The organism is Deinococcus sp., from assembly GCF_025362455.1.
In the GTDB taxonomy this organism is placed as follows: Bacteria; Deinococcota; Deinococci; order Deinococcales; family Deinococcaceae; genus Deinococcus.
On record NZ_JANYGJ010000057.1, the window covers coordinates 1 to 13,214 of the forward strand.

The following is a 13,214-nucleotide window of genomic DNA, read 5'->3' on the forward strand; positions in this document are numbered from 1 at the left end:
AAGACGCGGGCAGGCGTGCCCAGGCGGACTTGCAAAGCTCCGCAGGAGAGGAGTGGCATCCTCATGGGGACGAGTGGCGTCCTCATGGGCGTCCGTTCACGAGGACAGTCCGTTCACGACGACAGTCCGTTGTGCCCAAGAGGCGAGTGAGGAAGAACGTATCTCCTTCCTGGGCACAACGGACGTCCAGCAGACGCCTGCCCGCTGGCTGGCGTGGACTCGCAGAGCTCCGAAGGAGAGGGCATGGAGCGCTGTGTGCGGGCAGGCGGCAAGGCGAGGCGAGGCAAGGTAAGTGCCGCTCTCGCCAGGACGCCCGACAGGTGCAGACGCCCGGTAGGTGCCGCCCTTCCCAAGAAGCACAAGCCCGAAATGTCAGTAAGGACATACCGAGCGACTTCCCTGCTAGATCACGTCGCGGTAGGCCACCTGATTGCTTCTGGCCTGCAACTCGGCCCGCAGCCCGGCCAGGCGCGGGTGCTTGAGCGTCGGGTCGTGGCTCAGGATGTGCTTGGCCAGCTCACGCGCCCGTTCGATAATCTCCACGTCGCTGACCAGATCGCCCAGCCGCAGGTCGGGCAGGCCGCTTTGCCGGGTGCCGCGCAGCTCGCCGGGGCCGCGCAACTTCAGATCGGCCTCGGCGATGACGAAGCCGTCGGTGCTGCCCTCGATGATCTTGAGGCGTTTGCGCGTCTTCTGGGAGTGCTCACCCGCCACCAGCAGGCAATAACTCTTGGCGCTGCCCCGCCCGACCCGGCCCCGGAGCTGGTGCAGTTGCGAGAGGCCGAAACGCTCGGCGTTCTCGATGACCATCACCGAGGCGTTGGGCACGTCCACGCCGACCTCGATGACGGTGGTGGACACCAGGATGTCGAACTGGTGGGCGCGGAAATTCTCCATCACGCCGTCCTTTTCCTGGGCCGCCATCTTGCCGTGCAATAAACCTATGCGGGCTTCGGGCAAAATAATCCGCAGGTCGTCGGCGAGCTGGGTGGCGGCCAGCAGTTCCAGGGTTTCGCTCTCCTCGATCAGCGCCGTGACCACGAAGGCCTGGCGCCCCTCACGGAGCTGCGTCATGACAAAGCCATACGCCTGGGTCCGGTGGGTGCCCTGAAGCAGCTTGGTTTCAATCGGGGTCCGGCCCGGCGGCAGCTCGTCGATGATGCTGAGTTCGAGGTCGCCGTAAGCCGTCAGCGCCAGGCTGCGCGGAATGGGCGTGGCCGACATGACCAGCACGTCGGGGCGCCCGGCCAGGAGCCTACGCCGCTGCGAGACGCCGAAGCGGTGCTCCTCGTCGACGACGGCCAGGCCCAGATTGGCCCAGCTCACGTTTTCCTGAATCAGCGCCTGGGTGCCCACCACCACGTCGATTAAACCATTCGCGATGCTGTTTTGCATCTCCGACTTCTGCTTGGGCGTCAGCGCCCCGATCAGCAGCCCGACCCGGAGGCCGTGCGGTTCCAGATAATGACGCAGGCTCACGTAATGCTGGCGAGCCAGAATCTCCGTCGGGGCCATCAGGGCGCCCTGGTAGCCGTCCTGGCAGGCCAGGAACAGGGCGCAGGCGGCCACCGCCGTCTTGCCGCTGCCCACGTCGCCCTGAAGCAGCCGGGCCATCTGGCGCTCGCTACGCATGTCATCGGCAATTTCGTGGAGCACGCGCCGCTGCGCCCCGGTGAAGGCGAAGGGCAGCCCGGCCTCGAACACCTGCATATCACGGTCGGTGGCGGTGAAGCGCTTGCCCAGCAGCACGGCGTCGTCGCCCTGAAGCATCAGCCGCAGTTCCAGAAACAGGTATTCATCGAAGCGCAGCCGGTGGTCGGCGCGGGCCAGGTGCGCCTCGTCGTGCGGAAAGTGGATGCCGTGCAGGGCGTCGCTCAGGTCGGTCAGTTCGCACTGGGCTCGCCAGTGGCCCGGCAGGTAATCGGCGGCGGCGTGGTGGGTCAGGGCCGTCTGCGCCGACTTGCGCAGGAATTCCTGGCTGATGCCTTCCTTGCTGTCGTAGACGCCCACCACTCGCCCGGTGCTGAGGCTGGCGCCACTCGACACCTGCTCCATGTGCTCCACGCCGAGCTGGGCTGAGCTGCCGAAACGCTTGACCCGCCCGGTCAGGATCAGGTTGGACCCTTCGCGCAGATTCTTCTCGACCCACGGCTGATTGAACCAGGTCGCCTTGACCTTCTCGCCGCTGGAGGTGAGCAGCACCGCGTCCAGAATCTGCATGCCGGGCCTGGGGCTGCGGCGATTCTTGCTGAGCACCACACCGGCCACCGTCGCCTTCTGGCCGTCCTCGATCTGACTTAGCGAGGGCAGGGCGCGGCGGTCCTCGTGGCGGTGCGGGTAATTGTGCAGCAGGTCGCGCAGCGTCTGGAGGCCCAGCGAGTGCAGTTTTTTCAGGCCGCCGTGCCCCCAGTCGAGCTGGGCCAGCGGCGTCTGTGGCGGCAGGCTCTTGCCGGACGCGGCCAGCACCGGGTCATGCCGGGCGACGACGGGCGCCGGGCGCGGGGCGCGGGGCTGGTCACTGTCTTGTAAGAGGTCCAGCGCCGTTTCCAGCGCCTGCTCACGCTCGCCTACACTCAACGTCGCGTACCCGCGCAGTACCTCACGCACCTTCGGAAAGGGGGACGCCATCGGCCCCTCCAGCAAGCGTTCCAGGCCGCCCGCCACGGCCCGGTTCTCGAAGCCGCGCAGGCGTTCGAGTTCCAGGGGGCGCCGGAGTTTGTCGCGCAGTTCGCTCAGCGTCGGCATCGGGGGCAGTCTAGCGGGACCGGGCGAGGAAAAACGTGCAGGCGGTGGGTCCGGCCTCTGTACCTGAAGGCTCGTGCGACTAAAGGCGGACGCCGAACTGTTCCCACATTTATACGATAAGAACATGAACTACAAAGTCAGCGTCCTGTTGCTGTCCGCCGCCCTGCTGGGCACGTCCCTGGCCGCTCCAGGCACCAGCACCACCACCCGGCAGTTTCCCGCCGCCCAGGTCAGCACCCTGCGAATCGGCGTGGATTTTCACGACATCGAGGTCGAGGTGGTGCTGGGCGAGCGGGTCAGCGTCGTTACCGACACAAAAGTGCTGGGCATCGTTATTAGTCCTGGCACGCTCATTCCAGTCGTCAGTCTGAGCGGCGGCGTCCTGAGCATCCGGTCTCCGAGCCACGTCAGTATCAACATCGGCTCGCTGTCCGGCCACGTCCGAGTCAGGCTGCCGCCGGGCAAGACCCTCGATCTGGTCACCGATTCCGGCAACATCACCGTCGCCGTGCCTGCCCGGTCTATGACGCTCCAATCGGATTCCGGCACTATTCAGGTCAAGGGTGGGGCGCCGCACCTCACGCTCCGCACCGACTCGGGGAATATCCAGGTGCAGTCGGGCGGCGCCGTGGTGGCCCGCAGCGATTCGGGCAACCTGAATCTGGCGGGTCTGAGCGGCCTGCTGACGGCCCGCAGCGATTCAGGCAATATCACCGCCAGTTGGACGAAGGCGCCTGCTGCTGGCAAGGTCGCGGTGCAGAGCGGTTCGGGCGATGTGCAACTCAGCCTTCCGCGCGGGGCGAGCTACGGCGGCAGCCTGCGCAGCGAGTCGGGCCGGGTGACGGTGCAGCGTCCGGGGAGCCAGAGTCGGGGAGAGGGTCAGGTGCAACTCGGCGACGCGCCGCTGATGCTCAACGTGTCCAGTGACAGCGGCGACGTGACAGTGCATCAGCCGTAAACCACGCTCGGAACCGTCTCCTTCCCGCCGCCCCGTAGACTGCCCCATGTCCAAGTGGCTCAACATCCTGCTGATTTTCATTCCGCTGGCCCTCTTTGTGGAGTTCACGCACGGCAACGGCACCCTGATCTTCGCGGCCTCGGCGCTCTCCATCGTGCCGCTGGCGGGCCTTATGAGCCGCGCCACCGAGCAACTGGCGCACCGGCTGGGCAGCACGGTGGGCGGGCTGCTCAACGCCACTTTCGGCAACGCCACCGAGCTGATTATCGCCTTCCTGGCGCTCTCGGCGGGCAAGATAGAGGTGGTCAAGGCCAGCATCGTAGGCAGCATCCTGGGCAATCTGCTGCTGGTGCTGGGCGTGTCCTTGCTGCTGGGCGGCTTCAGGTTCAAGGAGCAGCGGTTCAGCGTCAAAATTGCTGGAACCATCGCCAGCCTGCTAACTATCAGTGTGCTGGCCCTGCTGATTCCGACCATCTTCGGCGTGACCGCCCGCAACGTGGACCCGGCGCGGGTCGTCGGCCTGGACCGCCAGCTCAGCGACGCGGCGGCGGTGGCGCTGATCTTGCTGTACGTCGGCTACCTGATCTTTACCCTGCGCACCCACAGTGACCGGCTCGCCAGCGTGGATGAGGCAGACGGAAACGCCGACGGGCACAGCCCCCAGTGGAGCTTGCCGCTGGCGGCGGGTGCCCTGCTGGTCGCCACGGTGGCGGTGGGCTTCATGTCCGAGTTGCTGGTGGGCAGCATCGACGCCGCCACCTCCTCGCTGGGCCTGAGCGAATTCTTCGTGGGCCTGATCCTGCTGCCCGTCATCGGTAACGCCGCCGAGATGGCCGCCGCCGTGACCTTCGCTCTGAAAAACCGCATGGAACTGACCATCACCATCGCCCTGGGCGCCTCGGTCCAGATCGCGCTGCTGGTCGCGCCGCTCCTGGTGCTGGCGGGCGTCGTGCTCGGCAAACCCCTCGATCTGGTCGTCACGCCCCTGGAACTCGTGGCCGTCAGCGGCGCCGTGCTGGTGGTCAATTCGGTGGTCCGCGACGGCGAAACCAACTGGCTGGAAGGCCTGATGCTGCTGGCCGTCTACGTGATTCTGGCGTTCGCGGTGTTCTTCTTTCCGGTGAAGTAGGAATGGCTTGTGGCGTGTAGCTTGTGGCGTGTGGCGTGTGGGAAGGGCGCGGGAGGCGGGGCGCGGTGCGCGGGAAGAGATAGGGAGTGGGAACAGAAGGGTGTTTCGCGGCGGTCAGAAGACGCCTGGTATCACCCCCCACCCGCTACGCGGGAGCCCCCCTGAAAAGGGAGCCAAAAACATTCTCTCAGACGCTCTTTAGCGCTTTTGCCTCCCTTTAGAGCAGATGTCATAAAAAGACCCTTTTTATGACCGAGCGGAGCGAGTAGTTTTAACTGAGCAGGACGCAGAATGGAGGCGCGGGGAGGCTGTTTTCCCCGTGGCGTAATTCGGAGTACTGCTCTAAGGGGAGGTGGCTGCGAAGCAGACGGAGGGGTTGTATCCAGCGTCCTTAGAACTTCCTGTGACACACTCCAGTCAACCACTCCCTTCCAGCAACGCAACCCAACCGCCTACTGCATTTTCATACATCAAACTTGCATAACCATAAGCGCAGCCGCTACACTACCTGTCCCATGACGACCCTTCCCGCGCCGACGCTGCTCACCCCACAGACCCTGCCCGCACCGCTGCTGACCGGGCGTGACTTCCTGTCCAACCTCGACATGAGCCCGGCGGAGTTGCGAGGCGTACTGGACACCGCCGCCTCGATGAAGCGCGGCGAGTGGCGAGGCGTCAAACCCCTAGCCGGGCTGTCTCTGGCGCTGGTGTTCGAGAAGGCGTCGCTGCGCACCCGCACCACGTTTGATGTGGGCATGTACCAGCTCGGCGGCCACGCCATCACCTTATCCAACCAGGAGATCGGTCTGGGCAAGCGCGAGCGCGTCAGCGACGTGGCCCGCAACCTGGAGCGCTGGGTGGACGGCGTGATGGGCCGGGTGTATCTGCAACAAACGCTGCATGAACTTGCGGACCATGCGGATATTCCCGTCATCAACGGCCTATCCGACATGCTCCATCCGGTGCAGCTCCTGGCCGACTACCAGACCGTCGAGGAAGAATTGGGCACCGCGCAGGGCAAGCGGGTGGTCTACATCGGCGACGGTAACAACCTCGCCAACAGCCACATCCACATGGCCCAGCTTTCCGGCAGCTCGCTCACGGTGGTGACCCCGGTAGGTTACGAACCCAATGGCGGCGTGGTGCAGGGCGCCCTCAAGGCCGGGGCCGACGTGACGCTGACCAACGATCTGGGCGCCATCGACGGCGCCGACGTGCTGTACACCGACGTCTGGATCTCGATGGGCCAGGAAGCCGAGGCCGACATCCGCCGCCGGGCCTTCCAGGGCTACCAGGTCACGCCGCAGATGCTGGAGCGCTTAGCGCCGCACGGCATCTTCCTGCACTGCCTGCCCGCCCACTACGGCGAGGAAACCGTGCCGGAGGCCACCGAGCACCCCAAGAGCCGCGTTTTCGATCAGGCCGAGAACCGCCTGCACGCCCAGAAGGCGCTGCTGTATCACCTGATGGGCGCCCTGAAACCACGCTGGTGAGTGGTGACAATATCTGAAGGCATGTCAGGGTTTAAACTGGTGTCATGACCACGACCCTCAAGATCGGTAAGGCGTTCCGGGTGGTGTTGCCGCAGGAATTCCGCGAGCAGTTCGGTCTGCGCGAAGGCGAAGCGCTCAGCGTCGAGCTGGACGGCGGGCGGCTGGTGCTCACGCCCCTGCGCGAGAAGCAGCGAGCGATTCAGGCCAGGTATGCCGGGCGCTTTCCTGGCCTTCTGGATGAGCTGTACGCCGAGCGCCGCGCTGAATCGGAGCGGGAGTGAGCCCTGCGCCCGTCGTCCTCGACGCCAGCGCTGTCATCGCTTACCTGCTGAACGAGCCGGGTAGCCAGCGGATTCAGGCGGTGCTGGAAGGTGGGCTGCTGAGCAGCGTCAATCTCTGTGAGGTCATCAGCAAGTTTGCCGAGCGCGGTGAGTCATCTGAGCGGATACTGAGCGACGTGCTGGAACTCGATCTGGAAGTGGTCGACTTCACGCCCCGGCACGCCCTGATCGCCGCGCAGCTCCGGTCACACACCCGCAGCCTCGGTCTGAGCCTGGGTGACCGGGCCTGCCTGGCGCTGGGGCTGGAGCGCTCCGCCACCGTGCTGACGGCTGACCGGCCCTGGGCGGCGCTGGCGGGTCAGGTGCTGGCCGGTCTGGACGCGGCGCCCGTGATCGAGGTGTTGCGGTGAAGCTCCCCACCCTCGCCACGCCGCGCCTGAGTATCCGGCCCTTTGCGCTGACTGATGTGCCCGCCTACGTCGCCTATCACGACGACCCCGAAGTGGCCCGTTACCAGAGCTGGGAGGTGCCCTACCCGGCAGCCGAAGCCGAGGCCCACGCCCGCCAGACGCAACTGGCGCCCGTGCTGAGCGAAGCCTGGGCGACGCTGACGCTTCACCGCCAAGATGATCTGCCCGGCCACCAGCTCGGCCACCAGCCCGGCCACCAGCTCGGCCACCAGCTCGGCCATCTGGCACTGCGCCTGACTGGGCACCGCACCGCCGAGGTCGGCTTCACGCTGGCGCGGGCCGCCTGGGGCCACGGCTACGCCCACGAGGCCCTGAGTGCGCTGGTGGAGTGGCTGTTCACAGGCGCCGATCTGCACCGCGTCCAGGCCAGCCTCGACCCGCGCAACGAGCGCAGCGCTGCCCTGCTGAAGCGCTGCGGCTTCCGCGCCGAAGGCGTCAGCGTCCAGGCGTACTGGCACCGGGCCGAATGGACCGACGACGCCCATTACGCGCTGCTGCGAAGCGAGTGGCAGGAGGGTATATGACGCCCAGAGTCTTTATCGACGGCGAGGCGGGGACCACCGGCCTGCAAATTCGTGCCCGGCTGGCTGGCCGCAGCGACATCGAGCTGCTGAGCATCGACCCGGCGCGGCGCAAAGACCCGCAGGCCCGCCGCGAGCTGCTGAACGCCGCCGACGTGGCGGTCCTGTGCCTGCACGACGACCTGGCCCGTGAAGCCGTGAGCCTGATCCAGAATCCCGAAACCCGCCTGCTGGACGCCTCCAGTGCCCACCGCACCGACCCGAACTGGACCTACGGCTTTCCCGAACTCGAAGCGGAGCAACCCGAACTCATCCGCAGCGCCCGCCATGTCAGCAATCCCGGCTGTTACGCCACCGGGGCCGTCGCCCTGCTGCGCCCGCTGACCGGCGCCGGACTGATTTCACGCGGCGCCCGCCTGAGCATCCAGGGTTTTTCCGGCTACAGCGGCGGCGGGCGCGTGCTGGTGGACGCCCACGAGCAGGGAACACCTCACCCGCTGGCCGGACCCTTTCGCAGCTACGGCCTGACCCTGGACCACAAACACCGACCCGAAATGGCCCTGCGCGGCGGTCTGGACCACGCCCCGCTGTTCACGCCCCACGTCGGGAGCTGGGCACAGGGCATGCTGGTGCAGATTCCGCTGCATCTGGAGGGCGTGACAGTGAGCGATCTGAGAAACGCCCTGAGCCAGCATTACGCGGGCCAGCGATTCGTCTCCGTCATCCCCGAAGCCGAGAACCCGGCCATTCTGGGTCCGGAGGCGCTGAACGGCAGCAACCGGCTCGAACTGTTCGTGTACGGCGGCGCAGACGGCCAGGCGCTGCTGGTCGCCCGGCTCGACAATCTGGGCAAGGGGGCCAGCGGCGCGGCGGTGCAGAACCTGGACGTGATGCTGGGCCTGGAAGGCGCCGGGCACGACTACCGGCTGAGCTGAGCGCCGCCCACTACCTTTTTAGATGAAGACCCGCTAAACTCCTGGCAGTTCCACAACTCAGGCAGGGTCACCATTCAGGAGGTCGCGTATGGCAGGCAAGTTCGTGCTCAAGCGTTCGGGAACCGACGGCTTCATGTTCAACCTTCACGCCGGGAACGGCCAGGTGGTGCTCACCAGCGAGCGCTACGAGGCACGCGCCAGCGCCCTGAACGGCATCGAGTCGGTCAGGACCAACGCCGCCGATCCGGGGCGTTTCGAGCTGCGCCAGGGCAGCCAGGAGCCGTACTTCGTGCTCAAGGCGGGCAACGGCCAGGTCATCGGCATGGGCGAGCACTATTCGTCCGAGGCCGCCGCTCGCGAGGGCATGGCCGCCGTGGCGCGGGCCGCCGAGGGCGCCCCCACGGACGACCAGATTCCCGTCGCCTGAACTGAAACGGTGAAACGGCCCCGCTCCGGGTGATCTGGAGCGGGGCCGAAGTCTGGATCATTGTGGCTCCCGCTCAGTACGCCGCGCCTTCCAGCTTGCCCATCGCGCTCAGGGTGCTGCCGATGGCGACCCAGATGTCGGCCTCCAGTTCATCGGGCGTGCGCTCGGCGTCGAGCACCACGAAGCGCTCCGGCTCGGCGGCGGCGATGTCTAGAAAGCCCTGCCGCACCCGAACGTGAAAGGCCAGGTCGGCGCGTTCGAGTCGGTCCGGCTGGCCCCGCGCCGCCGCCCGCCGGAGGCCCAGTGCCGGGTCGAGGTCCAGCAGCACGGTGATGTGTGGCCGCAGCCCGCCCGTCGCGGCCCAGGTGACGTCGGCGACGAAGCGGGGGTCGAGGCCGCGCCCGGCGCCCTGGTAGGCGGCGGAACTGTCGGCGTACCGGTCACAGATGACCACCTGACCCATCGACAGCGCCGGGCGAATCACGTCCTGCACGAGCTGGGCGCGGCTGGCGCTGTAGAGCAGGAACTCCGCGAGCGGGCTGACCTCCAGCTCGGCTTCGAGCAGCACGACCTGCCGGATGCGCGTCCCCAGCGGTGTGCCGCCCGGCTCCCGCGTGAGCTGATACACCACGCCTGCCCGCTCCAGCCGCGCCGAGAGCCGCTCGATCTGGGTGGACTTGCCGGAGCCTTCCGGTCCCTCGAAGGTGACGAAGAGGCTCATACGCGCCTGGTGGCGCGGAAGTAGGGAGTGGGGAGTAGGGAGTGGGAAAAGACCCGGTGTCGTTCCCACTTCCCACTTCCTACCTCCCACTCCCCGGCGCTCCGGGCCGCCATCACAACCCCGTCGGCAGGTGCAGAAACTGCCAGGGAATGCCGAACTCGTCCTCGATTCTGGCCGCCAGCGCCCGCACGCCGAAGACTTCGGTTTCGTAGTGACCGGCATACACGACGTTCACGCCGTACTCGAAGCCGTCGTGGAAGTGCTTGTGTTCGGGCTCGCCGGTCAGGACCGTATCCAGGCCCATGCTAGCGGCCTCGGCGATGGTTCCGGCGCCGCTGCCGCTGAGGATGCCCAACCTCTGCACGTTGGGCGAGCCGCCGCCGTGGACTAGGCAGATCTCGCCGGTCAGCTTCTGCACCCGGTCCGCGAAGTCCTGCAAACTCTGGACGAAGGGTAGTTCACCTGCCAAGCCGATCTTGCCACCCGCCCACTCGCCGAACGGTTCGAGGTTCTGCACACTCAGGGCACTCGCGATCATGGCGTTGTTGCCGACCTCCGGATGGGCGTCGAGCGGAATGTGCGCCGCGTAGAGGTTCAGGCCCGCGCTCAGGGCAATTTGGAGGCGGCGGGCGTGCGGCCCGGTCACGGCAATCTGTTGGCCCCAGAACAGGCCGTGATGCACCAGCAGCAGGTCGGCCCCGCTGTCGGCGGCGTCCTGCAAACTGCGGGCGCTGGTGTCCACGCTGGCGGCGATGCGGCGGATGGTCGGCGTACCCTCGATTTGAAGGCCGTTCAGGCTGGGGTCTTTGAAGGCGCTGATCTGGAGGTAGTCGGCCAGCCAGGCGACCAGGTGCTCGCGGCTGATCTCGCGGGGCGCGGGGGAGTCGGGGAGGGACATGCCAGGCATTCTAGAGTGGCGGGTGGGGTCGGTTTGCCTCCGGTGCGCTCAAGGCGTCTCCACGATCTCCAGCCGGTTGCCCTAGGGATCACGCGCGAATACCCGCCGCAGCGGCGCCAGTTCAGTGTCAGGGCTGAGCTGGATGTGGTGCGCGGCAGCCCGCTCAGTCAACTCGTCCAGGTCGGTGCAGCGCAGCGCGACGTGCCCCTTGTCGGTGGGCGTGAAGTTCTGCGTCACGCCGATGTGCAGTTGCCGCCCGTCCGGCAGCGCGAACCAGATGCCGCCGCGCCAGGCCAGGGCTGTGGGTTTGGGCAGCTCCGGCAGGCCCAGGAAGTCGCCGAAAAACTGCCGCGCCGAGGGTTCGCAGCCGGGCGGCGCCTCTATCAGCACATGGTCTATGCCCGTCATCATGGCCCAGGATAGAACGGGGGAGAGGCCGGGCGGCGTCTCTGTGCAGGGGACGGTGAAGCTCGCACCGCCATGGGTCGGGTAGAAAGAAGCTGCTACTCCCCCCGTACCGCCGCCACGATTCTTTCCCCGTACGCCTCGATCCGCTTCTCGCCCAGGCCCGGCAGGCCGTAGAGGTCGTCCACGCGGCGTGGCAGCTTCTCGGCCAGCGCGTCCAGGGTGGCGTTGGGGAAGATCAGGAAGGCGCTCAGGCCGGTTTCTTTCGCCAGCGCTTTCCGCACCGCTTTCAGCCGCTCCAGCACGTCGATATCGGGCTCGGCGTCATTGGCGTCGAACAGGCGACCAGCGGGCAACTCCGGCGCCGGTTCATCGGCACCCCGCCGGTTAAGAATGCCCAGCAGCAGATTGTTCTTCACCTGGCCGACCTCTTCAATCTCTGGAACGTCGCCGCGCAGCACTTCCAGAAACGCCTCGCCGTATTTCGATAATTTGCTGGCGCCCACGCCGCTGATGGTCCCCAGCACCGCCAGCGAGGTCGGGCGCCGCTCGGCGATTTCCAGCAGGGTGGCGTCGTGGAAAATGATATACGGCGGCACGCCCCCCTCCCGCGCCAGCCGCAGCCGGACTGAGCGCAACGCCTCGAACATGGCCCCGCCCGGCGCACCTTTGCCCCGGCGCTCGGCGCGGCCCCGTTTCTGGCTCTGCGGCGTGAGCATGTCCTCGCGCAGCGACAGCGACTCCTCACCTTTCAGCAGCGGTCTGGCTTTCGCGGAGGCGATCAGCGAGCCGTGCCCGGCGGCGTCCGTCGTCAGGTAGCCCAGCGCCACCAGTTGCCGCAGGATGTTGCGCCAGGCTTTCTCCGGCACGTCCTTGCCGACGCCGAAGGTGGGGAGCTGGTGGTGGCCCAGGCCCAGCACGCGCTCGGTCTGGTTGCCCAGCAGCACGTCGGTCAGGTGGGCGGCGCCGAAGCGGTTGCCGGTGCGAATCGCCGCCGACAGCGCCATCTGGGCGGGCCGGGTCGCGTCGAAGGTGCGCGGCGGGTTCAGGCAGGTGTCGCAGTTGCCACAGGGACGGGCCAGCGTTTCCCCGAAGTAGGTCAGCAGCACCTGGCGGCGGCACGAGGCGGTTTCGCAGTAGGCCAGCAGCGCGTCCAGCTTGCTCGACTCGACCCGCTTGACGTGTTCGGGCGCGTCGCTCTGGGCCAGCATCCGGCGCACGTTCACCACGTCGGCCAGCCCGTAGGTCATCCAGGCCGTGCTCGGCAGGCTGTCGCGTCCGGCGCGGCCCGTCTCCTGGTAGTAGCTCTCCATGCTCTTGGGCAGGTCCAGGTGGGCCACGAAGCGCACGTTGGGCTTGTCGATGCCCATGCCGAAGGCCACCGTCGCCACCACGATCAGCCCCTCTTCCTGCAAAAAGCGGTCCTGGGCGCGGCTGCGGGTGAGGGCGGGCAGTCCGGCGTGATACGGCACGGCCTGGACGCCCTGGGCGCTCAGCCAGGTGGCAGTTTCCTCCACGCTCTTGCGAGAGAGGCAGTACACGATGCCCGCGTCGCCGGGATGCTCGGCCCGGATGAAGTCCAGCAGCTCCGATTTCGGCCCCGCCTTGCCCGTCCCCTTCTGCCCGATGCGGTACTGGATGTTGGGCCTGTCAAAACTCGATAGGAACACCGGGGCGCCCTCCAGACCCAGCACCCGCACGATGTCGGCGCGGGTCCGCTCGTCGGCGGTGGCGGTCAGCGCCAGGCGCGGCACGTCGGGGAAGTGGTGGGCCAGCACGCCCAGCCCCTGATATTCGGGCCTGAAGTCATGCCCCCACTGACTGACGCAGTGCGCCTCGTCCACCGCGATCAGGGCGATCTCGGCGCGGGAGAGCAGGTCGAGGGTACGCGGCAGCAGCAACCGCTCCGGCGCGGCGTAGAGCAGATCGAGTTCACCGGCCAGCAATGCGCCTTCCACCTCGCGCACCTCGGCGGCGCTCAGGCTGCTGTTGAGGAACGCCGCCCGCACGCCGTTCTCGCGCAGGGCGTCTACCTGATCCTTCATCAGCGCGATCAGCGGGCTGACCACCACGCCCACGCCGGGCCGCAGCAGGCTGGGCACCTGGTAGCACAGGCTCTTGCCGCCGCCGGTGGGCATCAGCACCAGGGCGCTGTCCCCGGCCACCGTCGCCCGGACGATCTCGCCCTGGACGCCGCGAAACCCGTTATAGCCCCACACCGATTTGAGAAC

13 protein-coding genes are annotated in these 13,214 nt (G+C 67.2%); 8 read left to right on the top strand and 5 right to left on the bottom strand.

What is annotated here, in order from left to right; translation table 11 throughout:
- Window positions 1-402: 402 nt before the first annotated feature.
- The gene (recG, locus tag Q0R23_RS04110; protein WP_293910651.1) at window positions 403-2,745 is read right to left on the bottom strand and encodes an ATP-dependent DNA helicase RecG; all 2,343 of its coding nucleotides are present in this window, start codon (window positions 2,743-2,745) and stop codon (window positions 403-405) included.
- A gap of 124 nt (window positions 2,746-2,869) precedes the next feature.
- On the opposite strand from recG, the gene Q0R23_RS04115 reads away from it, so the two are divergent.
- The 8 genes from Q0R23_RS04115 to Q0R23_RS04150 all read left to right on the top strand — a co-directional run bounded on the left by Q0R23_RS04115 (window position 2,870) and on the right by Q0R23_RS04150 (window position 8,959).
- Window positions 2,870-3,703, top strand: coding sequence for a DUF4097 family beta strand repeat-containing protein (locus Q0R23_RS04115; RefSeq protein WP_293910653.1), 834 nt, complete (start codon window positions 2,870-2,872; stop codon window positions 3,701-3,703).
- A 46-nt stretch (window positions 3,704-3,749) separates the two neighbouring features.
- Window positions 3,750-4,832 (top strand): calcium/proton exchanger, encoded by a 1,083-nt coding sequence (gene cax, locus Q0R23_RS04120; RefSeq protein WP_293910655.1) that lies wholly within the window; start codon window positions 3,750-3,752, stop codon window positions 4,830-4,832.
- A gap of 515 nt (window positions 4,833-5,347) precedes the next feature.
- Window positions 5,348-6,325: an ornithine carbamoyltransferase gene (argF, locus tag Q0R23_RS04125; RefSeq protein ID WP_293910657.1), complete on the top strand. Its 978-nt coding sequence runs from the start codon at window positions 5,348-5,350 to the stop codon at window positions 6,323-6,325.
- Between the two features lie 44 nt (window positions 6,326-6,369).
- Window positions 6,370-6,606: an AbrB/MazE/SpoVT family DNA-binding domain-containing protein gene (locus tag Q0R23_RS04130; protein ID WP_293910659.1), complete on the top strand. Its 237-nt coding sequence runs from the start codon at window positions 6,370-6,372 to the stop codon at window positions 6,604-6,606.
- Entirely contained in the window at window positions 6,603-7,016 is a 414-nt protein-coding gene (locus tag Q0R23_RS04135) for a type II toxin-antitoxin system VapC family toxin (protein ID WP_293910661.1), read from the top strand. The genes Q0R23_RS04130 and Q0R23_RS04135 overlap by 4 nt, the downstream gene beginning before the upstream one ends.
- Complete coding sequence (locus tag Q0R23_RS04140; protein WP_293910663.1) at window positions 7,013-7,600, top strand: GNAT family protein; 588 nt, start codon at window positions 7,013-7,015, stop codon at window positions 7,598-7,600. The genes Q0R23_RS04135 and Q0R23_RS04140 overlap by 4 nt, the downstream gene beginning before the upstream one ends.
- Entirely contained in the window at window positions 7,597-8,532 is a 936-nt protein-coding gene (gene argC / locus Q0R23_RS04145; protein ID WP_293910665.1) for an N-acetyl-gamma-glutamyl-phosphate reductase, read from the top strand. Before Q0R23_RS04140 ends, argC begins: the two co-directional genes overlap by 4 nt.
- An 88-nt stretch (window positions 8,533-8,620) precedes the next feature.
- The gene (locus tag Q0R23_RS04150) at window positions 8,621-8,959 is read left to right on the top strand and encodes a YegP family protein (RefSeq protein WP_293910667.1); all 339 of its coding nucleotides are present in this window, start codon (window positions 8,621-8,623) and stop codon (window positions 8,957-8,959) included.
- A gap of 73 nt (window positions 8,960-9,032) precedes the next feature.
- Here the strand turns inward: Q0R23_RS04150 and tmk are convergent, their stop codons facing one another.
- The 4 genes from tmk to recQ form a co-directional block, all read right to left on the bottom strand.
- A complete protein-coding gene (tmk, locus tag Q0R23_RS04155) occupies window positions 9,033-9,680 on the bottom strand; it encodes a dTMP kinase (protein WP_293910669.1) in 648 nt (215 codons plus the stop codon).
- 112 nt (window positions 9,681-9,792) lie between these two features.
- A complete protein-coding gene (locus tag Q0R23_RS04160; protein WP_293910671.1) occupies window positions 9,793-10,578 on the bottom strand; it encodes a Nif3-like dinuclear metal center hexameric protein in 786 nt (261 codons plus the stop codon).
- Window positions 10,579-10,659: 81 nt separating this feature from the next.
- Window positions 10,660-10,989: a glyoxalase gene (locus Q0R23_RS04165; RefSeq protein WP_293910673.1), complete on the bottom strand. Its 330-nt coding sequence runs from the start codon at window positions 10,987-10,989 to the stop codon at window positions 10,660-10,662.
- Between the two features lie 92 nt (window positions 10,990-11,081).
- The coding region (gene recQ / locus Q0R23_RS04170; RefSeq protein WP_293910675.1) for a DNA helicase RecQ at window positions 11,082-13,214 on the bottom strand (2,133 nt) is incomplete at its 5' end.